Source organism: Chryseobacterium foetidum (assembly GCF_025457425.1).
GTDB classification, from domain to species: domain Bacteria; phylum Bacteroidota; class Bacteroidia; order Flavobacteriales; family Weeksellaceae; genus Chryseobacterium; species Chryseobacterium foetidum.
In genome coordinates this window covers 3,489,682-3,513,366 of record NZ_JAMXIA010000001.1, presented here as the reverse complement: position 1 = coordinate 3,513,366, position 23,685 = coordinate 3,489,682, and the positions used below count along the sequence as shown (strand labels likewise).

The following is a 23,685-nucleotide window of genomic DNA, read 5'->3' as shown; positions in this document are numbered from 1 at the left end:
TTGGACTTGATATAAAATTTGTTTGAATACAAATATTCCGGCTTCACCTCTGGCTCTTTTTACTTTTTACTTGATTCTTTCTATTTCTGTCTTGTTTCTTCCAAAAGATATTTTTTCATTCTTACTTCAATTTCAGAACCTTCGGCGAGCATAACCGAAATTGGTTTTTGATGATTCAGGCATTCAAAATCTTTTCCGTAGACCTGTTTGAAATCTATTTCCAACTGATGACTTTTTACCGGATACCATTCCCATTTTGGGTGGCAGACTTCGTATTCTGAAGTTTTGTTTCCTCTTTTGGTAAAACCCCAATAGTGTTCTGTGATAAATTCAAATTCGGACTTGTCTTCCATTGTTCGGGATATGCTTTCGGCAGTGATTTCCATGGAGTACCAGTTTTTGTCTTTCCATGAATACTTTACAATCAGATCATCTTCGCTGTAATGCATTTGATTTGTCATTTTCATGGTTTTGTAATTCTCTTTATACACCGAATTGGCAACGATGCTCAAGGCATATTTCGGAACTATTTCTTTAATGAAAACCACGCCTCTCTTCCATTCGTTTCCTTCTTTTTTCTTTACATAAAATCTCAAATTCACTTCCTCAAAATTTCTGTGAAATGGAATCGGCAGTCCGAGCAGTTTGGTATTTAAAAACATAAATCCGACCAGACTTACATAACATTTTTCCTGATAGAAATCGAGTTCGGTTCCTTTGGGAAGGTATTTTGTAAGAATTTCCGGGTCTATTTCGTAGTTGATGATGGCTAATTTTCGCCATTCGGCTTGTAGGAATTTCATTTGATTTGAGATTTGAAGTTTGAGATTTGAGATTCGGGATTCGGGGTGCGAGATTCGGGATTCGGGATTCGGTTTTTTTTGGGTACGGGGTGCGGGATTCGGGGTAAAGATTATGGATTTATTTTTCGGCGGTGAGTTTGATTACTTTGTTGCGTTCGGTGAGGAATTCAGTCATGTAATTTTTTAGAAAAAAGTAATTAAACAATTTACCGATAATTCCGGCGGGAGATTCAAATTCTAAAATATCTGTCATAATGGTTTGTTTGCCTCTTGTTTTAAATAAATGCTGATGTTTAAAAGATTTAAATCTTCCTTTCAGCATGACGTCTGTGAATTTAGATGGCTTTTCCATTTCGGTAATTTTTGAAGTGTGGGTTTGATAAAACCCTAAATGTTTTGCCCTCCATGTTACCGTTTCTCCCAATTCAATCATACCGGATGTGCGACCGGCTATGGCTTTTTCTCCGGTTTTGAAAGTTGATTTCTGATGAAGATCAATATCTCTTGACAAATCGAAAACGGTTTGTATGTCTGAATTGATGATTGTGGTTAAATGGATTTTTGACATTTTGTGTTATTTATGGGCAGAAAAATTATATATGTTTGATAGGATTGCATCCTATCCTTTGTTAAATCCTCCCTTTCGGACTTTAGAACGTCTGTCTCTTGTTTAATTCCGGTAAAACTTTATCTATTCTTTCTGCCAGTTCGGGTAATTTAATGGTTGGAACGGCTGGAAAAAGATGGTGTTCCATGTGGTAAAACATGCTGAAAGTTAGTTTATTTTTCCAAAATCCACGCTGTGTTCTTGCGATATTCGGAGTGTCGTGGGTATCGTGATGCACCGTCCAGACTGCAAAAAACGCCATGAGAAGTTCTCCGAAAAACATAATTACAATATGATACATCAGGAAATTGATTTGGAAACAGAGCGTCACAGCAACAAAAACTGAAATTGAAAGCAGCTCTAAAATTAAATTTTTTCTGTAGCTTTTATTCGCCAGTTTAAACGTCATCCAATGGATTAAAAACATATGTTTCGGGCCGTATAAGATCGCCTGAAACCATTTCATTGAGGCAGATTTCCCTTCATAATCGTCATCGGAAAGACAATATTTGTGATGCCTGATGTGATTAAATTTAACGGCGTGAATCGACGCCAACATTGAGATACTGTTTAAATACATCGACAGCCATGTGAGGAATTTTCCCGTTCCCAACGAATTGTGAAAGCCATTGTGAACCTGCCTTAAAGCAGTAAGAAAATAAAATCCTGAAAACGGAAGCGCTGCCCAATAATATCCTTTGTAAGCCAGAAAAAGAGAGATGAGAAGCCAAGGGAGACTGATGTTGTTTTCGATTAACATTTCTTTTGTGGAAAGAGTTTTGAGGTCTTTCCATTCTACTTTTTTTGTCAGTTCGAGGTGGTTCATTTTTTTTAGTTTTTAAAGGTTATCATATTAGACATTAGCAATTTAGTCGTTCAGAATGTCAACTTTGGAAGAACTGGCAGATCGAAAATAAAAATTCTAAGTTTTTATTTTTGATAATTCACGCAGATAAAACGGATAGAAGAATAAAAAAAAATAGTAAATAAATCCGCTGAAAACGCTCAGCTGAAGCCAAATACTTTCAAATGAATATGAAAATTTAAACCTTGATTTTTCGTACAAAACAAACATCCAAAATGATATGAAAAACAGCAGATAAAAACAGAAGAAAAGATCTTTCTTATGATTGATCATCAGTCTAATTATCATGCTTACCAACTGCAACAAGGATATCCATACAAATGCTTTAAAAACTAACATTTCCTTCATTATAAAACTGTACAGAGCGAAAGCGACAGGTATGAAGATAAATCCAAAAATCTGAATTTTATAATCAATTGTAAGAAAAGTTTTCATGGCACTATATTTTAATTTTAAATAATAGAATTATAGTTGTACTGCAGGATTGTTCGCTTTATCACGACAGTAAAAAAGATAAAAAAAAGCCATGACAGGACTGGTAAACAATCCATAAAACAAAATAAAAAAGAGCGGATCAATGTTAATATAAAATTTCTCAAGCAGAAGTATAAGCCAAATTGGTAAAATCATTATTCCATAAATTTTGATAAAAAGGTCTTTCCAGAATCCCAGACAAATTCTTAATAAATAACTTATTAATTGAAATCCTCCGACCACGTAATAGAAATAAAACCAAACCTGAGCAAATCCATTCTGCAACTGTGAATTTATCAAAGCGAAAATGATGTAACCGAAGAATACGGTGATTTGAATGTAGTAATCGATATTAAGAAAAGTCTTCATTGCATTCAATTTTAAAAGTTAATTCTCTTCGTTTTTCCTCCGAAATAAAAGATGAGGAACAGATGAACGATCAGGTTTTTCATAATATTAAATTTTTAAAATTATAATTCTACAGTTTCTTCAGTGTGTACTTTGTCTTTATTCATCGCATGTTTGCGGCCTTTAAGGAAAAGGAGTAAGTTTAAAAGCATCATTACGCCGAGATAAATTGAGAATCCTCCTATTTTTTTGCTCAGTGCCACGACCAGTCTCTCGACCGTTTCAATTTGAAAAAACTCAATGATACAGAGGGCAAAACCAAGATTGAGAAGGTAAAAACCAATTTTAAAAAGCGAGTTGGTTGCCATAGCAATGTCCTGTTTCTGATGAAAAATATCGATCATAAAAGTTTTGGAATTTTTAAACAGAAACTGTGAAACCAGCACGGTGAGTGTGATGACGATTGGTAGGTAAATCATGTACGCTGAAAAATTGTACGTTTGGGTAAGGATGGTTGCTGTCATGATAATTTATTTTATTGTTAATTTTTTTCTTAAAATATAAAGCGTGAACAAATTGACAAAATGTAGTGTACATAGGATTAATATGATAATTCCGATGCGGTTCGAAACGGTATAAATCAGTTCCTCTATACTCGAAATTTTACCCCAAAAACTTAAACTGATGGAAATGTAGCCGAGATTCACGAGATAGTAACTTCCGAGTAGAATTCTGTTGACGGTGAGGCAGAAATCTTTGTCTTTAATCAAATATTCCAGATATAGTTTCCCTGAATTGAAGCATCTTCTGCCCACATCGACCGTGATGTAAGAGGTGATGGCGAGGAAAATAATGTATGAAATAATATTAAACATTTTATAGTTATTATAGTTTCAATAATTTTTGAAAGGAAATTTTAAATAAAAAAGTGCTATAGTATTACTTTCGCTTCGTCTGATAACTTTTTAACGTTGATAAATACGTACATCAGATAATACAAATTGAAAAGTACACCACCGATTCCTAAAAAATTAAATATAGTTTCTTCGCCAAAATCAAACTTATAGAGAAGAAAAGTCATCGCGAAAAACACAACAATTCCGTAGAAGTAATATTTGTTGAAAGGACTCTGAATTGTGGAAAGTCTGATAAAAAAGCCAATCAAATTACCAATTCCAACAAAAAATAATGCGATCAAAAATGCCATCAGAAAATCATTTTGAAAGTATTGATAGACGACACACAGAGTACTTCCGATACTCAACAAGATTTGAAAAACCAATTCTACAGTTAAAATCTTAAGTTTCATGACTCCAGTTTTTATAGCTTAATTACTTTATTTACTATACTTTCAGTAATTTTTGAAAGTTAATTTGAAATAAAAATGGATTTTGAGTTCATTTCTATTTTAACAAGTTGGTAATCTTTCCTACCAGCCAATGATCGTCGCTTTTGATGGCAAGATCCATAATATTATTGATTTTACTCGTCACGCTGCTAAAATCGTCCATTAATTTGATAAACTCTTTTGCTTCTGCTGAGTCGTTGTCTTCGATGTTTTTCAGTTCATCTAAAAATGCTACAACCGGCTCAATTTCACGTTTTCTGCGTTCTTTTGTGATTTGTTTAAAAAGAAACCAAACATCTTTTTCTGCAGTAAAATATTCTTTCCGGTCGCCTTTGATAAATTCTTTTTTCACAATTCCCCAATCCATCAACGCACGGAGATTCATGTTGGCGTTACCTCTCGAAATCTCCAGAAGTTCCATCACCTCATCGGTGGAAAGTGGTTTCCCGTTGGCCAAAAGCAAGGCGTGAACCTGTGCCATCGTCCGGTTGATTCCCCAACTCGTTGCGAATGTTCCCCACGTTTGGATGTATTTTTCTTTGGCTTCTGAAAGTTTCATTTTGTCTTCTTTAAATTTCTATTACAAATATAATAATAGTTTTTGAATTTTCAATAATATTTGAAAGTTTATTTTGAAATTATTGATTTTTATTGTTTCAAAAAAGATAGCGCTCCAATGGAACGCCATTTTGTAAAGAATTTTTCTGCTGCAAAAATATTGCTCAGCTGGAGGATAGCAAATATGAAAGTTTCAAGATATATTTTTTTTCATATTAAGCTAAGGCGCAATCTTAGCCTGAAGTCCCTGATTCCAAAACTTAGCTTCCGGCATGTAATAAAGATAAACATTGCTTGCTTTTCCTGTATATTCTCCGGCAAATTGTACTTTTAAATCTAAATTAATCGTTTTCGTTTCATTCGCATCCAAGTGTTCCCAATACAAAACCAGATAGTTATCAAATATTTCATAGTAAGAAACCTGCTTTTTATCAACCATATCTTTCAACAGAGCATTTTGTAAAGTCAAGCCTGCAGGAATTCCGATTTTCGCAGTAGTCATTGGTAAATCTCCATTAATTTTATTTTTCACGACTACCGTCATTCTGTTGGTCTCTCCTACTTTTGAAGTTTGAGATTTCAGTTTTGTTTCTAAAGTAACAGGAATATCAACGCTTTTCGGCGGTTCTAAAGTATAATATTGATAATCCAATTTAAAAGGCAGACCTTTTTTACCTGGATATTCCACTTTCAAATCATTTTCTCCTTTTCTGAAAGCCGATGAAAAGCTGATATTTTTGTCTGAAACAACAGCACCATTTACTTTAATGACCGGTTTTTCAGTTCCAAATAATTTTTCATTTTTGGCAAAAAAACCTGAAAGTGATTCCAAGGCCAAAGCGGTTGCCTGTGTAGAGCCAAATCCGTAATACCCGTTGTAATTAATTAATTCATCGGCAACTTCAGCGATTTTTAACTGATTGGCAGATTCATTTTTCTGTAAAGCCATCAGGTAAAGCGAAAGCGTTTCGGCACTGGCAGAAATACCTCCCGAACCAGTGAACGTAGTTTTAGTTTTGACATTTTTGGCTGCATACTGTTTGTTCAGGATTGTAAGTAAAGTGCTGTAATCTTCAGTTTTATCTAAATTTTTCGCCGTATTTGCCATCAATGCCAATTGGTAAGAATCTTTTGTCGCCATAACTCTTTTCAGGCTGTAGTCATAGTTTTGAAGCAGTTCATTTTTATAACCAAGTTTCGATAAAGCATACAAAACATACATATTTCTCGACCATGAATATTCTGAATATGAAGTTCTCATTTCGTAGCTTTTTCTCACTTCAAACAGGCCGTTTGCATCTTTTTTAGACAAAATAAATGAGCTTAAATTCTGAATTAATTTCGCATCAACATTCACATATTTTTTCAGATCTCTGAATTCCAACAAAGCAAAGGCAGAAAGTGCAACATCAGAATCCGTCGACCCAAAATAAGAGAAACCGCCATCTCTATTTTTATAGGAAAGCATTTTCTGATACCCTTTTTTCAAGTTTCTCATCACTTTAGACTCAGTATCAGCATCAATTTTTTTGGTTGATTTTAAATAATCGAGAATAAAAATATTCGGATAAACTGTTGAAGAAAGCTGTTCAAAACAGCCATGAGGTTCTCTTTTAAGTCTTTCCAGATCTTCAAACATCTGCAAAGCAGAATTTTGATACACATAATATGAAGACATAAAACTTCCGTTCACATATTCCGGAACATCAATTTTGTAGGTTTCGTTTTTATTGTTGATGATCGAAAAATAATGTGGAAACCCTTTTTCTTCAACATTCACAGGCAAAATCACCGTTTCTCTGAAATCACCGGATTTTACAGTAAACTGAATATTGGAATGAATCAGTTTATCGGTTTGCATTGTCACAAATAATCTTCCCGATTCCAAAGGTTTTAATGTGATCAAACTGTCTGTTCTCATCACATTGATATGATTCTGAACAATGACGTTCATCGTTAAAGTTCTCGTTTCAGACGAATTATTTTTAATCACAACCGGAATGGTCATTTGATCTGTCCGCGTCAGATATTGTGGAATTTTGGCATCAATAGAAATTAAACTTTGAGCTGAATACGTGGTTTCATCTCTTCCAATCAAGCCTTTTGCAGATATTCCTTCGGTCATAATTCTGAAAGCAGAATTGGCATCAGACTGATAAAATTCTATCTGAGCTTTCCCGTTTTTGTCGGTTTCTACGATGGGATTCCAGTATAAAGCTTCACGGTAATCGTGGCGGTAGGCTGTGTTGGTGGTTTTGTATTCAGGATAGGCAAAATTACGGCTGTAGGCGTAATTTGTCAGGCTGTCTCGCGGCACATTTTTGAGAGCATACTGAGATTTTGGCGTGATATCAAACTTCAAAAGCGCATTCTGGTATTTTTTTGAGTTGATAATCACCACTCCAGACATTCCGCTGCTTCCATACACAGAAGTCGCTGCAGCATCTTTTAATATAGAAATATCGCTGATATTTTTTGGGTTCAAAGCTTTTAATTCTGCAGAATTCGAAACCACACCATCAATAATATAAAGAGGTTCATTTTGACTTCCAATTGTTGCAGCTCCACGAATAACAATAGATTGAGTAGAAATTCCCGGAGTTGCAGATTCACTAATTCGGATGCCAGATACTCTTCCCGAGACTGCAGAAATTGTGTTTGAAGAATTTATTTCGTCTGACCAGACAGTTTGAACTGCCGACGTTTGTTCTGTTTTTCTGGAAATTGCTCCCACATAAACTACTTCTTCAATTCTGGTTTCTTTACTGATTGTATCTGCTCTTGAATTTACATACGCTTTATTTTTGTTTAAACTTTCAACGCTCTGGGCATTGGTTTTCGGCTTTTCTTTAATCTCAGCTTCTTTGATAATCTCCTCAACGTCAATATTTTTCAGAATTTGTTTTTCTAAAGGATTGAGTTGAAGTTTGTAGGATAAAAATCTTATTTTGACTTCTTTTTTTTGTTTCAAAGCTTTTGCAATCACTCTGTTTCCCTCACCGGCATTAAGGTCTGAGAAGTAAAACAATCCATTGTCTGAGGTGATTTGTTTTTTCAGAGATTTTCCGTTGAACAGATAAACTTCAGCGGCAACAGGCTTTTTATTTTCGTCTTCGACAATTCCGTAGATCGGATTTTTCTTTTCCGGAAGATATTTGTATTTGCCTGACTTTTCGACTTCGGGAATGATTTCAAAATACCGGTAACCGTTCGTCAGCATTATCAAATCTAAACTTTTCGTTGCTTTCTCTTCGTTTTTATCAAAATAAAACTGCGGTCTTTCAATTTTACCTTTCAATTCAGAATCCATCAAAAGCCATGACTGGATGTGATTTTGCTTATCATCAGCATACGTCCATAATTTATCGTCAACAACGCTTACAGCAAGGTTTGCAGGAATGGGTTGGTTATTTTCGTCGGTCGTTTCAATATTGACAACAGCTTTTTCCCTCGGCAAATAGTTTTTCTTTACAGGTGTAACTTTCACCTTCATCTGCTTGTTTTCATTGGCAAAAACAATTCTTTCAGCCAACGGAATTTTATTTTCTGAAACCGTAAATCTGCAGATCCCGATCGGAAGTTCTTTTTCTGAAATTTCAACTTGATTTAAACCTTTTTTTAAACTTAAATTTTTAGAATAAATCTCCTTTTCACGGAAGTTTCCTGAGATTAAAACGTTTCTTTCTGACGTTGAAATGATATTTAAACTGATGATCTGATTTTCTTTTTTAAGATTTAAAACAATTCCATCATTTTTCGCTGTTGGTAAAGGATAAATTTGACTGATATTTTCCGGTTTTAAAACCTTTGCATAATATGTTTCGTCATTTTTTGGATTTAAATTAAAGCTTCCCATCCCAAAATTATAGGCTGAAACTTCCAATATTTTCTGATGATCCTGATTGTAAATTCCCAAAACGGCATCCACAGGTTTTTCAAACTCATCCAAAACTTTAAAGGCAATATTCTGCTCGATTCCGTTGATAAAAGTTCCGCCTTCAGGCATAAATTTCAGATCAAGATTATTCAGAACAATAGGAATATTTCTTGAAATAGATTCTGTAAAACCATCAAAGTCTACTTTAATATTCAACAAAGCATCAGAAGATTTTAAAACACCCGGAAGCTTAAATTTCAATAGATATTTCCCTTCTTTATCGGTAATCAAAGTGCCTTCATTAATTTTTTCACCTTGATGCGTTACCGTAAAACTGGCTTCATAAAAAGGAATTGGAAGATTGCTCAGACTTCGCATTGAGAAATCAGCCAGAACCTCATCGCCTGCACCGTAGCCTTTTTTTGGAAAATCAAGTTTCATTAAAATTCTTGGCGAAACAATTTTCTGGAGTGTAATTTCTTTCTCAAATACATTTTTTCCGTTTTCATTCTGCATCCAGTTGGTAAAGGCTCTCAGTTTGTAAATTCCGCCTTTCATTTCATTTCCAAAATAGAAATATCCTTCTGCGTGACCGTTTTTAATCTCGTACTTATCTTTTTTAACGACGGTTCCGCTGGGATCTGTCATTTCAAAATTCACCACCTTAGACTGATCTGCAGGAAGCTGATTTTCTGCCTGAACGACATAAATTTTAAAGTACATTTCCTCATCTGGTTTGTAAAAAACGTGATTGGTCTGGATGTACGTTTTTTCTTTTTTGAAATCGCTGAATTTCTGCTGTGCGTTGAGATTTAAGCTGATCAAAACTAAAATCAGAAGCGAAATATATTGGGTAAATCTTTTTTTCATAATTTAAAATTGAAATGAAACCATGCATCCAAAACTTTTGTAAGACGGAAGATTGAAGAAATCCAAGCCACGACCGCTATCCAGATCATAAAAATTCTGACTCGGATCTGCACCTGAATTCGCCTGCCAAAGCATGATATTGTTCACAAACAAAGAAACTCCAAGACTTCTTCTGAAACTTCCGACATCGAACTTTGCTCCTAGAGAAACTGAGTTGATTCTTACATAATCTGCATTTTGCACATAGTTTTCTGCAACTCCTGTGTAGCCATATCTCGTCCAGCGGTTTTCAAAAACAGTCAGGTTTGGGTCGTAAAAATCAACCGGAATCTGATTGACGGTTCCGTTTAAATTAACACCTGAAAAGACATAATTTTTCAGATTTCTGTCATCGCCAGAGGTTTTGGAACGTCCGTAATAATCGAGTACAGCTTGGGTTCCGTTCCAGAGTTGTCCGCCTTTTTTCCATTCCCAGTTGATATCGAGCGTGAACATTTTATAGTTGAAAGTGTGCGTAAATTTCATCACAAAATCCGGTGTAGGATCTGCAATTATTTTTTTTGTGTTTGATGCTACCGGAAATCCAAAATCATCGATAAGGGTTTGGCCGGCAGCATTCGTTTCATAATAATTTCCGACTACTGCACCTAAAATCTCGCCTTCAGTTAACGTTTTATAAACATCCTGAAAACCTGCAACAGCAAGATTATTGTATCCTGAAGCAACTTTATCAACGACATCCCGATATTTATAAAATGAAGCACGGTTCGTCATTGTAAAATCTTCTGCGATCCTGAAATTCTCATAGGAAGCATTCAGTTCAACGCCGCTGTACGTATGATCTGCGAGATTCTTCAGCAACAATCTGTTATTTTCGAACACCGGAAAAATATCATTTATAATCTTTCTTGAAAAGTATTCACCGCCAAAATTAAATCGGCTGTAAATATTAAAGTTAAATCCTGCCTTGGTTTCTGCAATATCGACGGTTGAGAAATTTTTAAAACTTTCAACCTCACGTATTGGAAAATACTGACTTGCGTTTTGAGCGAGAAACTGCGTGGTCGAATATGACGAAAACGAATTGGTAATATCAGGTTCTGAACTCTGATGTGTATATGCTCCAAAAAGTTTCAGGCGTGTGCCTCTCCAGTCGAAAATATCGTTGAACTGAACGAATCCATTGGCTTTGGGAAGCCAGAATTTATTATTCAGAGAAGTGTTTGAGACGTAAAATGAGTTTCCAATATTAGCACCAAATTCAAAATCACCGTCATCAAATTTCAGATCATAATTAAAAATATAATCCTGTGAACTTCTTTGATACAAATATTTTTGGTTCTGCGAACTGTGAAAAACATCAGATTTTCTTTCATTTAAAATAAAATTAAGATTGAATGTACTTCTGAAATCATAGTCGCCAAAAGAGTAATTGGCAGAGACATTGGCATTGTAAAGATCGTTATTCTGAAGTCTTTCATTGATCAACCCACCTAAAAAGCCGTTGGTAGTGGGTTTATAAATATCTGAATTACTGAATTTGTCATTTTCGTACGTTTGACTGACGCTGAAATTAAAATCATCAAATTTTCTTGAAATATTAAAGCTGTATTTCTTTTGATTGGAAAGAAAATTATACCTGTTGTTCTGTGCAAAAAGAAATTCTGGGTTATCGCCCAACTGACTGTAACTTCTTTTCTGACCATTGGTAAGAAAACCTCCCTGCTGATTTGAAAACGAAACCGGCGTGAGCAGAGATTCCTGATAAGCACGGTTGAAAAGTGCCGCACGATTGGTATTTGTCGCTTTAGTTTCATCCAAATCAAACAGTGCCTGAATTTTAAATTTCAAAACATACGCATTGAGTTTAGCCTTAAAAGTATTGTTGATGTCGTACTGACTGATGAAGTAGGTTTGGTTTTTATGCTGACCTAAATCCATTGAAAGACGAACTTTTTCGTTGTAACCATCTCCTTTTATAAATGTATTGATCTGCAGCTGATTGTGAAAACCTACAGTCGTAGAAAACAAAGAATTATCATACGGTCTCGCAGCATTCACTCCTCCTGAAACAGGAATCAACTGACCGTTTACATCGTAATCATAAGGCTGAAAATTGTAGGCTAAGGTTGAAATATCTGGACCATAACTGAATATTTCATTGGTCTCCGGACCGCGCCAGATCAAATTTCCGCTCTGAGATCTTCCCTGCACATATCGGTTTTGGGTTTGCGGAATTGAATTTCGGTTTCTAACCTCAAATGATGTATTGAAACTCCCGTTGATGATGAGTTTATTCTGCTCTTGCTTCTTTATTTTTATAGTATCGCCGTTTTTCTGCTTCAGCTTTCTGATTTTGTCGAAATAAGAATCTAAGTTTTTTGAAAGATAATAATCCGGCTTGGAAATACTGTATTCATCTGATTTGGGTTTTGTAATCAGACTGTCGTAATCTTTCGATTTTAATGCTTCAACTGATTTTAGGGGAACACGGTTTTCCAGAATATATTTCAGTTCCTGAACCCCGTAAACAACCTGCGTGTTTTTACCATTGTTCCAGACAAGAGTATCGTACTTCTGCGCCTGAATAATGGCAAAACCTTCTTCATCAGTTTCCTCGTAAACACCCGTGTTTTTATTGAAAACTTTGAGAAAAGCTTTGGGTTTTTTGTCTTTAGCTAAAAATATTCCGGAATAATACTGCTGCGAACTCTGAGCAAACAAAAACTGAGTCGCTAAAAAAGGAAGAAACAGGTAGATTTTTTTCATCATCAATAATATGTCTAAAAATAGAGAAAAAAACAGAAATCTCCGAAGAAATTTCTGTTTTAAGTTTCACTTATCTGTTTAAATTTCTGTAAGCCTCAACCAATCTTACAAACTCTGCTCTGTAACCTTCATCATCGTTTCCACTGCCCTTCTTTGCCAGTTTTTCAACCTCCTTCAAATCTTTATTTTTAATTAAATCTGAATTTCTCAAAACCAAACCAAACCACGCGACAGCAGAAGCAAATTTAAAATCCTCACTCGCCGATGAAAAGCTTTCATTAGAATTTTTCACGACCTGAACGATCTCCGAACTTGTATCACCATCAGGTTTTTTGTATCTAAATTTTACGGTCGCCAGTTCATCACTGAAATTTCCATCATTTGTGTTTTTGGTGTATTTTAAATCAGATTCTTTCGGTAAAAACTCAGATTTCACATCAATTGGAATAACTTCGTATAGAGCCGTTACGGTATGACCGCTTCCCAGTTCTCCTGCATCAATTTTATCGTTGGTAAAATCTTCATTCTTCAGTTTTCGGTTTTCGTAACCGATCAAACGATAAGATTTCACATATTTCGGATTGAATTCAATCTGAATTTTTACATCTTTTGCAATGGCGTACATATTTCCGGCAAACTCTTTTCCTAAAAACTTATTGGCTTCCTGAAGATTATCAATGTAAGCATAGTTTCCGTTGCCTTTGTTGGCTAAAGTTTCCATGCGGTTGTCTTTAAAATTACCCATTCCGAAACCTAAACAGGTCAGAAAAACGCCCGATTTTCTTTTATCTTCAATCAAAGTCTGCAGGTCGCCTGTAGAAGAAGTTCCCACGTTGAAATCTCCGTCGGTTGCGATGATCACACGATTGTTTCCACCTTTAATGAAATTTTCCTGAGCGAGTTTGTAAGCTAACTCAATTCCTGCACCGCCTGCTGTACTTCCGCCAGCTTCGAGCTGATCCAAAGCTTCGATGATTTTATTTTTTTCATTGGCTGAAGTAGGTGGTAAAACCATTCCTGCGCTTCCTGCGTAGACTACAATTCCGACTTTATCCGTCGGTCTTAACTGATCCAGAAGGACTTTGAAAGACGATTTCAATAAAGGCAATTTGTTCGCAGCATTCATCGATCCCGAAACGTCAATTAAAAAAACAAAATTTGAATTCGGCAGTTTTTCCATCGGTAAATCTTTGCCTTGAAGTCCTATTTTCAATAATTTATGCTGAGAATTCCAAGGTGAATCGTTGTACTCCGTGTTGATTGAAAATGGCTGATTGTTTTTTGGTTGTGGATAACTGTATTTAAAATAATTAATCATTTCTTCTATTCTCACAGCGTTTTTATTAACATATTCGCCATTGTTAATCATTCGTCGGATGTTGGAATACGCCGCCTTATCCACATCAACCGAAAATGTAGAAACGGACTGATTTTTCGTCAGTTCAAAAGGGTTTTCAACAAAAGCATCATATTCTTCAGAATTCTGTTGCTGAATCTGTCTTGCACGGTTGATGCTGTCCTGAACTTTCTGCAGTTTTTTAAACGCTTTTTTCTCTTTTCTTGAAAGTTTTTTGGTGGTCACAACAACTACTCCATTTGCGGCACGGCTTCCGTACAGAGCTGTTGCAGAAGCGTCTTTTAACACCTGAATGCTTTCAATACTTTTTGGATTGATTTTATTTAAAACATTTCCCGTTTGTACTGCACCATTTACAACATATATTGGCTGATTTCCTCCTGATAAAGTTCCTGCTCCACGAATGGTAATATTTTGATTGAATCCTGAATTAATTTCTAAGCCACCAACGCTTCCACGAAGGGAATTTATTACATTGTTGTTGTAAGGCGTCTTGTCGAAATAGCCTTTTTCATTCCCTGCAATTTGGTTGACTTGAGGCTGTAATGTGTAATTTGAATCATTTTTGCTCTTTTTTCGTTTACCTGAGGAATTGATCGCAATTCCGGTTGCTTTGCTCGATAATGTGCTGTAAGTATTGGAATTATTACTTTTATTGATGTAAGAATCATCAACAATCGCATTGGAACTGACAATCACATCCTGTCTTTTCTTTAGTCCTAATGCTCCTGTTACAAGAACTTCTCTTACATCATTTTCCGTGATAACATTAGCAATTACGGGTGCCTCAGCAATCTTTTCATATGCAAGATCAGAACTGTGACGCGGTAATTCAGGAGGGCTGAGAACAGGAATTTGTGCTGGTAAGGCATTTTCGTACGCTACAACTTCAGGTTTCTGAATTTCTTTCTGCGAACTCAATTCTTTTTCTATATTAGATTTTATCAGACTGTCGGTGGTCTGTACATTTGATTTAACTTCAGGTACAACAGTATTTGTAGCGATTGCAGGTCTCTCAATTTGAGATTTTTCATTTTTTTCAATAAAATAAAAAGCTCCCAGACCAATAATCAAACTCGCCGCAATTCCGTATGGAAACATGATTGGGACAATTCGCTTTTTGTTTTCTTTTTGATCTAATTTTTCTTCAACTTTAGCCCAGACTTTATCAAAACCATTAAAAGTCGCAGGTTCTTCCAGAGATTGAGAAGCCTCGTTGAATTTTTTATCTATATCGTGATTGTTTTCCATTGTAAAAGTTTTAAATGTTGTGATTAACCAGAAGTTCCTGCAGTTTTTTTCTCGCAAAATTGAGCTGGGATTTTGATGTTCCCTCAGTGATGGAAAGCATGGTAGCAATTTCCTTGTGAGGATAACCTTCAATCGCAAACAGATTGAAAATCGCTCTGCAACCTTCTGGTAGAAAATTGAGCAGCTTCAAAATGTCTTTTTCAAACGAAATACTGTCGGTGGGGGCATCTTTAGATTCTACAAAATCATCTTCTAAAGAAATATGAAGCGCCTTCATACTTCTCAGCTTCTGAAGGCATTCATTTACAGCAATTTTTTTTGCCCATGCTTCAAAAATTTCAGGATTATGAAGTTGGTTGAGTTTTGTGAAGATCTTATAGAAAGTATCGGCCAAAACTTCCTCAATATCTTCGTCGTTTTTCAGGTAACGTTTGCAGACTGAATAAAGTTTGCCCGCCATTTTCTCGTAAATCTTCCGCTGGGCATTGCGGTCGTTCCGCTGGCATTCTATCAGTAATTGATTTTCCATAGTGTGGCTTTATACCTTAAAAGATGCAGAAAATTGGACTGAGGTTGGAAACATGTAAAACTTTTTTTTAAAAATATAATATTTATGGATATTGACAAAAAATGTAGATTTTTAAATTTAGAGCATATTTATTTTACTGCTCTGTTCTTTTGTCTTGAAATCGAAGATTCGGCGACGTCAAACAAAAGAACCAAAAATTCAAGACTTGGAACCGTCGGTTAAAATTTTGAAGCATTCCCTAAAATCTCCAAAACTCGGGCGAATAGAAAATTTCGTTATATAACTCCTATCTTTGCCGCCACTCAGACAGTGGAGATTTCTTTACGGAAATTTTCAAAATTTTTTCACGCCTCCGTTTCCTAAGCCGATTTAATAAATCTATAAAAAAGAGCTTCTGTTTGTACAAAAGCTCTCACTATTTTTTTAAATCTAATTGATCACAATACTTTTCGTTCGTACGGTGTGTGCCGAAAAATATCCTAAAGCACCATTGCTTATATTGCTGGGAGGATTTGCGGGTGTAATTCCACCACCGGAACCGCCTCCCGAAAGTTGTAGAAGTGCCGAATAGAACAAGTAAACACTGTTGTCTATACACTGCATCTCTACATGAATGGTGTCACCCACTTTCACCTTGATATCATCAGGGTTATCGCCGTCATCATTAGGGAGAATTAAAGGTCGCTGATTAGGCAATCCGTTATTGACATTATCTGAAAATTCTGAGAAATATTTTTTTGGATTATTATTAACCGTGTAAATGAATAAATATCGGTTTCCCAAAGCCTGTGGATCAAGGAAAACCGGCAGAAGCGTATAACTTGTTTCGCCTCCGACCATAAAAGAATCCTGTTCGATACCATCGAAAGAAACTGCCTCAGGCATTGTGCTTGTGGCAATATATTCCTTTCCCTCAGCCTGAATTTTTAAGGTGTATGTTCTTCCCGGCTGTCCCACAAATGTTGATGTTTTATAAGTTTCGTTTCCTGTATACTGTAAGGTTTCGGTTTGTCCGGTGTTGTCGCTCAGAACAACCTGTGCATTTTCGATTGCCGGATATTGATTTGCCTGTGTGAAAGCAACCGATTTGGTAATTTTCACGGAATATGGTCCGGTCTGATCTGTAACATTAGCTTCAATCACAATCTGTCCGCTTTGATCTTCCAAATCTAAATCTATTTCCTTCTCACAGGAGATTACTACAAACAGAGTTAATATGATTAAAAATATATTTTTCATAGATTAGAATTTGAAATTATAAGTAATATTCGGAACCCATTTGAACAGTGAAGTCTGCATAGCTCTTGTTGTTCCCGGATTATTTGGATTGTCTTCAAACGTAATGGTGTAGGCATTTTCTCTTCCATACACATTATATACACCGAATGACCATGAGCCTTTCCAACGTTTTTCGGAAACCGGTTCGTAGGTTGCACTCAGATCCATTCTGTGGTACGCCGGCATCCTGTCTGCGTTTCGGTTGCTGTACTGGAAGACGGTTTGTCCGTTCAGTTCGTATTTGCCGGTTGGGAAAGTCACTGCATTTCCTGTGCTGTAAAGAAACAATCCAGAGATCAACCATTTTGGATTCAGCTGATACGTTGCAACAACAGAGAGGTCGTGCGTTTTATCCTGTCTTGCATCGTACCATTCGTTATCGTTGATGCCATTAATCTGTCTTTCGGTTTTAGATAAAGTGTAAGAAATCCATCCGGTGAGTTTTCCGCTTTTCTTTTTGGCGATGAGTTCCAGTCCGTAAGCCCTTCCCTTTCCGAATAACAGTTCACTTTCTACATCCGCAGCGGTGTCGAAGGAGATTTGTGCTCCGTTTTTATAATCGATTTGGTTCTGCATAGATTTGTAATAAATCTCAGCATTCAATTCATAATTATTGTTGTTGAAATTCCGGCTGTAGCCTGCGCTGATCTGGTCGGCAATTTCAGGTTTTACGGTATAGCTGCTTCCAATCCACTGATCGGTAGGGTTTCCGCTTCCGCTGTTGCTTAATAAATGTAAATTCTGAGTATTTCTTGAATAACCACCTTTAATGCTGCTTACTTCATTGATTCTGTAATTTGCTGTAATTCTCGGTTCAAGATTTACATACGTTTTACCAAATTTTCCTTTTTCTAAATATTCAGAATCGGTTAAAACTCCGTTTTGGTAGGTGTTAAAAGTATCGCCGCCTAAGACTGAGAACATTGCCAGTCTGGCTCCGTAGTTGATCGTGAGCTTCTCTGTTGCTTTAAAATCATCATTGATGTACACCGCATTTTCCCATGAATATCTTGGATTTCGAGGAAAACTGCTGACACTCGTTCCCGAAGCACTGCTTGGTGTGATGGTATGATAAATCGACTGTAAACCAAATTTTACTGAATGTTTATTCCCTGCAAACCATGAGAAATCCTGCTTCAAATTCCAGTCTTCAATTTCAGAATCGAGACCGAAGGTATTGTTGTTGCTGCTCAATGCAACATTGTAGTTGTAATTGCTGTAAATGAATGATGTGTTTGAAAATAATTTACTGCTGATAATACTGTTCCAACGCAAAGTTGCCGTGGTATTTCCCCAATCTGTCGAGAAAGTATCTCCCAGACCTAAAACATCTCTTCCAAAATATCCCGATAAATACAAACGGTTGTTTTCGTTAATCTGATAATTGGCTTTTAAATTCAAATCATAGAAATACAGTTTACTGTCTTTGAAATCATCGGTTGCTTTCAAAAAAACATCAGCATAAGTACGTCTTCCCGAAACAATGAACGAAGATTTTTCTTTCTGAATCGGTCCTTCAACGCTGAGTCGGCTGCTGATCAAACCGATTCCGCCGTTGACGTTGTAGTCTTTGTTGTTTCCGTCTTTCATTTTAACATCCAGAACAGAAGACAAACGCCCGCCATACTGAGCCGGACTGTTTCCTTTGATGATACTCACATCTTTCAGAGCGTCACTGTTAAAGGTGCTGAAAAAGCCAAGCAAATGCGATGCATTATAAACCGCAGCTTCATCCAAGAGAATTAAATTCTGGTCTGTTGCTCCACCTCTTACGGAAAATCCACTACTTCCTTCACCATTACTTTTAATTCCCGGCAAAAGCTGAATGGTTTTCATCACATCTTTTTCACCAAACAAAACAGGAAGTTTATCGATCTGTTTAATGCTTAAAGTTTCAGTTCCCATTTGGGCAGAACTCAGATTTTTATCTTTTTTAACTGCTGAAATGACCACCTCATCAATCTGTGAAGTTTTCTCATCGCCTTCCTGAATTAGCTGGATGTTCTGCTTTACATCATTCTCAAGGTTGATGCTTTGCTGAAAATCTTTAAAGCCCGGACTGGAGACCAGTAAAGTGTAGGAACCTTTGGGAAGAGAAAGAGAATAGAAACCGTATTCGTTTGACGTGACTGAAATGCTGGGATCTTCAGCTACTTTTACGGAAACTCCGATCAGCAATTCGCCGTTTTTCTGATCTTTTACTGTTCCGCTCACAGAATAATTCTGCTGTGCAAAAACGACTGTGCTGAAACAAACTGCAGCGATGGAAACTGCAACTTTGAAGGATGATGTCTGCATTAAAATGATTTACGATGTAAAGATATTGAAATTATACACATTTACACCCGCCGCCACAGACATCTTTATCTTGCTGTAAAATTTTATGACTGAGATAGAATTCGATCTTTTCATTAAACAAAGTTAGTCTCACAACTCAATGATGTGGGTTCAGAATCGACTGTATGAAAATCATTCTCCCACCAGGAGGTCGATAAAAATCATAAAAAAGTCCGTTTTCACCAGCTGTGAGACGGACTCTGTTTAATTAAAGTTTATATGGCGGGGTTAATGCTTCCTGAGGCGCCGCGTGGCAGAAACACCACTTTTCTTTTAATACTTTTTGCTTTTTCAAGCACTTTAAGTGCTTTTTGACGTTCAATTTCTTTTGTCATGCTTGAGATCGACTGATCGTAGTTAGTAGAAGACTGCATATTTTTGGTGTTTTGGTTAATACTTTCTGTTAAACGAAAACCGTACCGTTTTATATTAAAATTTTGCAACATCAAACAATTTCAAATAATTTCAAATATTATCACCAATTATTATCTTAAGGCATAATACTTGCAAAGTACCGACTTGAAAAATACTACACCACACTTATCACTCCTTATATGAAAAATCCCCTGTTTGGAAACAAACCGGGGATTTTGTTTTTTGGTTGGATAGGTGCAAAGATTTTTAATTTGTAATCGAAATTTCCTTTTAAATCTTCTTTGCCCCGACCCTAAATTGTGGCAAATTTCTGAGATAAGTTTTGATTACCATTATTTTCTGAAACTTTGTCTGGGCGGGAAAGTTATACAACAAAAATTTCAGATTTTTCGCAGTTAGTTCAGTTTTCTGGTGATGGCATAGAGATTTTTTAATTTGCAGTTAATAAAATACACTATTCTTTGCTCACAGTAGTTAGCGAAAGCATTCTTTGCCGGAACATACGGAACTGAATGCAGTTGAAGGTCAGGTAAATCAGCAGTAAAATTGATATAGTTTCGAACACCGAATTTCCGGATGAAAAGGTATCAATGAATGCTGTCAGAATATAAACAGAAACGGCGAGAGGAACTATAATAAACGTCAGTAATGATAAGTAGTATTGATTTCTAACCCTGATCATTAAATTCAAAAAGAAAGTCAGCGAGCAGACCGGAAATAACACTAAAAATATTAATGACACCGAGATTGACGAAGATTTCTGTCAGACTGAAGAAGAAATCAAGCCAGTTGGCGTTTGAATACTCTTTATCTGCAATCAGAATTCTGTGGACAGCAAACAGGGTGAGACTGAAAAGAACATTAGTGATCCAATATTTTAAAATCAGTTTTCTCATCCTATATTAGATTTTGCTGTTATGAATTTAATTCGAATTCACAAACTGATCATGGGTTCGATACAATTCCCTTTTTTATAAAGATGGTTCTGCTCGTCTTTTAAGTTGATGACGGTCTGTGTTTTAGGTTTATTCACGAGCTTAAACCGGCGGGTGTCGAATTTATCTTTCTTGTAAGGTATCATCGTAAGAATTCCTTTTTCGATGGTGTATTTACCTTCGATAAACTGCAGTTGTTGGGATTGGGCAAGCATTTCGTCTGAGCCATTCAACTGTTTCTTTAGTTTGGGATCATATTGATAGGTTGTGATGACCATTCTGGCATTGCTTCCCGAAGGGAAATACTCCAGAAGATTTTCGGTGACAGCAACCATAGAATCTTTTGGAACTTCACTTACGTGTACAAAACATTTCTTTGATGAATCCTCAATGGCAAGGCTTGGTGGTGGTGGTGGTTCTTTCTCAGTCCTTACAATTGGAGGTGGCGGGATCACTTTGGCAGGTTTCTTTTTCTGGCCGTGAGCAAGACTCGTGCTTAAAATGGCAATGGCAAGCAAAAAATTTTTCATAGTGTTCTTTTTTTAACAGTAGATCATGCAAAATTACAGCCAATTATTGAGGAGATATGCGAGTAATGATTAATAGTTGATCTATGAAGATCTATGATTATTTTTAATGGTAATAATAGTGGAAAATTTTAATTTATATAAAATAATAATGACCAGTAATTTGAGGTTTCAGATTAAAGCAATTCCCAGATGATTGAAAATTTAGCGAGTACTTTGACGTATTTAAAATATTTAAAATAATGCCGATGCTCTACAGATTCCGGTTTTTAATTTATGGCTTTCTGATCTTTATTTTTTTGATGATGTTTGCGTTACTGTTTGTCTCGCTTTCATCAAAAAGTGAGCCCATTGATTATGATTCCAACAAGAAAGATCTCAATAGAATTTTTACGCAATTTGAAGGGAAAATCTACGCCATGGTCCCCGGCAACGGCTATTATGAAGTAAAAGGTGCCAATACTGCAACCTTTAAAATTATCTCTGAAAGTTTTTCAGATGCTCATATTGGTTACGATGACCAACATGTCTATGCCGGAAATATAATTCTGGAAGACTTAGATCCTTCCCGACTGACTGTTTTAGGCAACAATTACTATACGGACGGTAAAACAACATACTATTGTGCCCGCAATTCCGAAAAGAATGAATCGCTCAGTGCGGTCGGTTTTGTCATCCGTTTGGGTGGTCAGAGTCTCGGACTTTCAGACAAGCCTCAAAACTATTGGTATCCCTTTAAAAAACTTGACGAAAGCAGCACATATCTGTCCAAACCAGGCTTTGCAATAGCAGCAGGTGAAAAAGTTGCTTTTTTCAAAGGTCTTGAGATGAAAAACTCCAATCCCAAAACCATCCGTCCAGTTAAGATTCACTATTACGATGGAGATGTGCGGGACAGCGAAGGATATTTTACAGACGGCAGAAATGTTTACTTTCAAGATGGGCAGCTCCCCCTCAAATACAACGAAAAGATCCATGAGATTGGAATCGAAAGCGATATTCCGTCCCGAAGTGCTTATCTTATCAACCCTCAGAACGGAATGGTCTACGTCAATGGTAAACCCTTTGATGAATCAAAAGCACCATACCGACTTTTGGGAATGAATCTTAAACATGCTTACCAGGCTCTGTTCGTTTCCAAAGACGGTCTGTATTTTTATGACACAGAAGCTGAAAAAGTAATACGTGCCGGCGATAATCCATTTGAAAATAACCAGTTTCAGGAGATTGCACCGGACGTATTCACCAGTGGCAACAAAGTTTATTTTTTGAAAGCCACCGAAGAATGGGGCAGAAAAAGAGGACTGCTCAGCAGAACCACTCATCTTATCGAGCTTGAGGATGTGCTGGCTTCCGGAATTAAAAAGATCAGCCGTGCTGATTCGTACAATGGAAGTGTGTGGCAGCACGGGAGCCGATATTTTTATTTTGATGATGCCGGAAGCTCCCAGATGATGCCCTCAACAGTTTATGAAATCAAGGATATCAATACCGTAAAATTGCTTGCCGGAGACGGAACATTGGGCTCAGAAGCTATCCGGGATTTAAGCAAAAGGAATATGAGTACAGGTGGAGAAGGTACAACAGTTGTAAAAGCCGTTACGGACTCTGACAATAATTGGTATGACTCCTACTGGGTTATTTTCGGGGTGGCAGGTTTGGTCTACGCAATCTCATACTTTTTCCGCAATGTTAAGTTTCATCCTTTTTTCATAAAAGATGGTTATCTCATTATGAACAATCTGTCTTTTAAAAAATTTGAAATCAGTGACATCAACAAAATAATTTTCAGTTCCTTCAAAGCAGGCAGCAGATCTGGTGGTTACAGCGGAAAAATGCAGGTGTTGCAAAAGAACGGAAATACCAGCCGCAGCTTTATCTTCTCTTCCAAAATAACTTTGGTTTCACAATCTGAAAATGAAATACTAAGTTACATCAGGGAACTTCAGAAGGAACTGGGAATTGATGGGATTGAGAGTGAAGTAAGGCACTAATCCCTGTTCTTTTTAAATTATAAATCTCAAAACAAATGTTACATAAAACATTTTCTTTTTCCACGACCCTGATATGTAGATATACGGTGGGAAATGTGGGCACCGTTCTGTACTATTCTCAGTTGATCGAATGCAATTTGAAAAAATTGTTTAACTGATTTAGAAATGTTTCCTGATAGCTATTTCTCTGATCTGAATGATATTCTTACTAACGTAAAATTCCCTGTAATGACGGTATCGTCACTTCGAGTAGGTTTTGACATAAAACCTTATCGGGAAGTTGTTGTTTTACGAAATTATCGCTTATTCACTGGTTCTCGATACATTTTTCTACGCTGCGCTGCGAAAAACACTCGAACTGACGCGCGGATATTCAATATTTTGATGGCAGCGTCATTTCGAGTAGGTTTTTGAAGAAAACCGTATCAAGAAGTTTGTGTTTAACAAAAGGGTCGTCTGTTCACTGGTTCTCGATACATTTTTCTCCGCTATGCTGCGAAAAACACTCGAACTGACGCGCGGATATTCAATATTTTGATGGTCGCGTCACTTCGAGTAGGTTTTTGAAGAAAACCGTATCGAG

At 36.4% G+C, this 23,685-nt stretch carries 19 protein-coding genes; 2 read left to right on the top strand and 17 right to left on the bottom strand.

All coding sequences use genetic code 11. The features are described from left to right. Window positions 1–80: 80 nt before the first annotated feature. The 12 genes from NG809_RS16250 to NG809_RS16195 all read right to left on the bottom strand — a co-directional run bounded on the left by NG809_RS16250 (window position 81) and on the right by NG809_RS16195 (window position 15,656). Window positions 81–803 (bottom strand): YqjF family protein, encoded by a 723-nt coding sequence (locus NG809_RS16250; RefSeq protein ID WP_262152321.1) that lies wholly within the window; start codon window positions 801–803, stop codon window positions 81–83. Between the two features lie 118 nt (window positions 804–921). Then, window positions 922–1,371: an SRPBCC family protein gene (locus NG809_RS16245; RefSeq protein WP_262152320.1), complete on the bottom strand. Its 450-nt coding sequence runs from the start codon at window positions 1,369–1,371 to the stop codon at window positions 922–924. A gap of 82 nt (window positions 1,372–1,453) precedes the next feature. After that, the gene (locus NG809_RS16240) at window positions 1,454–2,236 is read right to left on the bottom strand and encodes a fatty acid desaturase family protein (RefSeq protein WP_262152319.1); all 783 of its coding nucleotides are present in this window, start codon (window positions 2,234–2,236) and stop codon (window positions 1,454–1,456) included. 504 nt (window positions 2,237–2,740) lie between these two features. Beyond that, window positions 2,741–3,118 (bottom strand): hypothetical protein, encoded by a 378-nt coding sequence (locus tag NG809_RS16235; RefSeq protein WP_262152318.1) that lies wholly within the window; start codon window positions 3,116–3,118, stop codon window positions 2,741–2,743. Window positions 3,119–3,219: 101 nt separating this feature from the next. Continuing rightward, a complete protein-coding gene (locus NG809_RS16230) occupies window positions 3,220–3,621 on the bottom strand; it encodes a hypothetical protein (RefSeq protein WP_262152317.1) in 402 nt (133 codons plus the stop codon). 6 nt (window positions 3,622–3,627) lie between these two features. Beyond that, window positions 3,628–3,972: a hypothetical protein gene (locus NG809_RS16225; protein WP_262152316.1), complete on the bottom strand. Its 345-nt coding sequence runs from the start codon at window positions 3,970–3,972 to the stop codon at window positions 3,628–3,630. A 56-nt stretch (window positions 3,973–4,028) separates the two neighbouring features. Further along, a complete protein-coding gene (locus NG809_RS16220) occupies window positions 4,029–4,406 on the bottom strand; it encodes a hypothetical protein (RefSeq protein WP_262152315.1) in 378 nt (125 codons plus the stop codon). Window positions 4,407–4,500: 94 nt separating this feature from the next. Further along, window positions 4,501–5,004 (bottom strand): GbsR/MarR family transcriptional regulator, encoded by a 504-nt coding sequence (locus NG809_RS16215; RefSeq protein ID WP_262152314.1) that lies wholly within the window; start codon window positions 5,002–5,004, stop codon window positions 4,501–4,503. Window positions 5,005–5,223: 219 nt separating this feature from the next. After that, window positions 5,224–9,750: a TonB-dependent receptor plug domain-containing protein gene (locus tag NG809_RS16210; protein WP_262152313.1), complete on the bottom strand. Its 4,527-nt coding sequence runs from the start codon at window positions 9,748–9,750 to the stop codon at window positions 5,224–5,226. Window positions 9,751–9,753: 3 nt separating this feature from the next. Then, window positions 9,754–12,522, bottom strand: coding sequence for a TonB-dependent receptor (locus NG809_RS16205; RefSeq protein WP_262152312.1), 2,769 nt, complete (start codon window positions 12,520–12,522; stop codon window positions 9,754–9,756). A 67-nt stretch (window positions 12,523–12,589) separates the two neighbouring features. Then, window positions 12,590–15,127 carry a vWA domain-containing protein gene (locus tag NG809_RS16200; RefSeq protein WP_262152311.1) on the bottom strand — a complete coding sequence of 846 codons (2,538 nt, stop codon included), beginning with the start codon at window positions 15,125–15,127 and terminating at the stop codon, window positions 12,590–12,592. A 10-nt stretch (window positions 15,128–15,137) separates the two neighbouring features. Continuing rightward, the gene (locus NG809_RS16195) at window positions 15,138–15,656 is read right to left on the bottom strand and encodes an RNA polymerase sigma factor (RefSeq protein ID WP_262152310.1); all 519 of its coding nucleotides are present in this window, start codon (window positions 15,654–15,656) and stop codon (window positions 15,138–15,140) included. Between the two features lie 84 nt (window positions 15,657–15,740). Here NG809_RS16195 and NG809_RS16190 point away from each other — a divergent pair, with 84 nt between their 5' ends. Further along, window positions 15,741–15,878 carry a hypothetical protein gene (locus NG809_RS16190; protein ID WP_262152309.1) on the top strand — a complete coding sequence of 46 codons (138 nt, stop codon included), beginning with the start codon at window positions 15,741–15,743 and terminating at the stop codon, window positions 15,876–15,878. Window positions 15,879–16,085: 207 nt separating this feature from the next. Here the strand turns inward: NG809_RS16190 and NG809_RS16185 are convergent, their stop codons facing one another. The 5 genes from NG809_RS16185 to NG809_RS16165 form a co-directional block, all read right to left on the bottom strand. Continuing rightward, entirely contained in the window at window positions 16,086–16,895 is an 810-nt protein-coding gene (locus tag NG809_RS16185) for a DUF4249 domain-containing protein (RefSeq protein ID WP_262152308.1), read from the bottom strand. Between the two features lie 3 nt (window positions 16,896–16,898). Beyond that, window positions 16,899–19,232, bottom strand: coding sequence for a TonB-dependent receptor (locus tag NG809_RS16180; RefSeq protein WP_262152307.1), 2,334 nt, complete (start codon window positions 19,230–19,232; stop codon window positions 16,899–16,901). A 254-nt stretch (window positions 19,233–19,486) separates the two neighbouring features. Next, a complete protein-coding gene (locus NG809_RS16175) occupies window positions 19,487–19,645 on the bottom strand; it encodes a hypothetical protein (RefSeq protein WP_262152306.1) in 159 nt (52 codons plus the stop codon). Window positions 19,646–20,314: 669 nt separating this feature from the next. Continuing rightward, the gene (locus NG809_RS16170; RefSeq protein WP_262152305.1) at window positions 20,315–20,542 is read right to left on the bottom strand and encodes a hypothetical protein; all 228 of its coding nucleotides are present in this window, start codon (window positions 20,540–20,542) and stop codon (window positions 20,315–20,317) included. Window positions 20,543–20,580: 38 nt separating this feature from the next. Further along, window positions 20,581–21,111 (bottom strand): hypothetical protein, encoded by a 531-nt coding sequence (locus NG809_RS16165; RefSeq protein WP_262152304.1) that lies wholly within the window; start codon window positions 21,109–21,111, stop codon window positions 20,581–20,583. 245 nt (window positions 21,112–21,356) lie between these two features. Here NG809_RS16165 and NG809_RS16160 point away from each other — a divergent pair, with 245 nt between their 5' ends. Continuing rightward, entirely contained in the window at window positions 21,357–23,102 is a 1,746-nt protein-coding gene (locus tag NG809_RS16160; RefSeq protein WP_262152303.1) for a DKNYY domain-containing protein, read from the top strand. The last annotated feature ends 583 nt before the right edge of the window (window positions 23,103–23,685 follow it).

What these genes read in the sequence shown, in the direction of transcription:
- NG809_RS16250 (WP_262152321.1), bottom strand. Translation starts at nt 803, where the DNA reads ATGAAATTCCTACAAGCCGAATGGCGAAAATTAGCCATCATCAACTAC.
- NG809_RS16245 (WP_262152320.1), bottom strand. Translation starts at nt 1,371, where the DNA reads ATGTCAAAAATCCATTTAACCACAATCATCAATTCAGACATACAAACC.
- NG809_RS16240 (WP_262152319.1), bottom strand. Translation starts at nt 2,236, where the DNA reads ATGAACCACCTCGAACTGACAAAAAAAGTAGAATGGAAAGACCTCAAA.
- NG809_RS16235 (WP_262152318.1), bottom strand. Translation starts at nt 3,118, where the DNA reads ATGAAGACTTTTCTTAATATCGATTACTACATTCAAATCACCGTATTC.
- NG809_RS16230 (WP_262152317.1), bottom strand. Translation starts at nt 3,621, where the DNA reads ATGACAGCAACCATCCTTACCCAAACGTACAATTTTTCAGCGTACATG.
- NG809_RS16225 (WP_262152316.1), bottom strand. Translation starts at nt 3,972, where the DNA reads ATGTTTAATATTATTTCATACATTATTTTCCTCGCCATCACCTCTTAC.
- NG809_RS16220 (WP_262152315.1), bottom strand. Translation starts at nt 4,406, where the DNA reads ATGAAACTTAAGATTTTAACTGTAGAATTGGTTTTTCAAATCTTGTTG.
- NG809_RS16215 (WP_262152314.1), bottom strand. Translation starts at nt 5,004, where the DNA reads ATGAAACTTTCAGAAGCCAAAGAAAAATACATCCAAACGTGGGGAACA.
- NG809_RS16210 (WP_262152313.1), bottom strand. Translation starts at nt 9,750, where the DNA reads ATGAAAAAAAGATTTACCCAATATATTTCGCTTCTGATTTTAGTTTTG.
- NG809_RS16205 (WP_262152312.1), bottom strand. Translation starts at nt 12,522, where the DNA reads ATGATGAAAAAAATCTACCTGTTTCTTCCTTTTTTAGCGACTCAGTTT.
- NG809_RS16200 (WP_262152311.1), bottom strand. Translation starts at nt 15,127, where the DNA reads ATGGAAAACAATCACGATATAGATAAAAAATTCAACGAGGCTTCTCAA.
- NG809_RS16195 (WP_262152310.1), bottom strand. Translation starts at nt 15,656, where the DNA reads ATGGAAAATCAATTACTGATAGAATGCCAGCGGAACGACCGCAATGCC.
- NG809_RS16190 (WP_262152309.1), top strand. Translation starts at nt 15,741, where the DNA reads ATGGATATTGACAAAAAATGTAGATTTTTAAATTTAGAGCATATTTAT.
- NG809_RS16185 (WP_262152308.1), bottom strand. Translation starts at nt 16,895, where the DNA reads ATGAAAAATATATTTTTAATCATATTAACTCTGTTTGTAGTAATCTCC.
- NG809_RS16180 (WP_262152307.1), bottom strand. Translation starts at nt 19,232, where the DNA reads ATGCAGACATCATCCTTCAAAGTTGCAGTTTCCATCGCTGCAGTTTGT.
- NG809_RS16175 (WP_262152306.1), bottom strand. Translation starts at nt 19,645, where the DNA reads ATGCAGTCTTCTACTAACTACGATCAGTCGATCTCAAGCATGACAAAA.
- NG809_RS16170 (WP_262152305.1), bottom strand. Translation starts at nt 20,542, where the DNA reads ATGAGAAAACTGATTTTAAAATATTGGATCACTAATGTTCTTTTCAGT.
- NG809_RS16165 (WP_262152304.1), bottom strand. Translation starts at nt 21,111, where the DNA reads ATGAAAAATTTTTTGCTTGCCATTGCCATTTTAAGCACGAGTCTTGCT.
- NG809_RS16160 (WP_262152303.1), top strand. Translation starts at nt 21,357, where the DNA reads ATGCTCTACAGATTCCGGTTTTTAATTTATGGCTTTCTGATCTTTATT.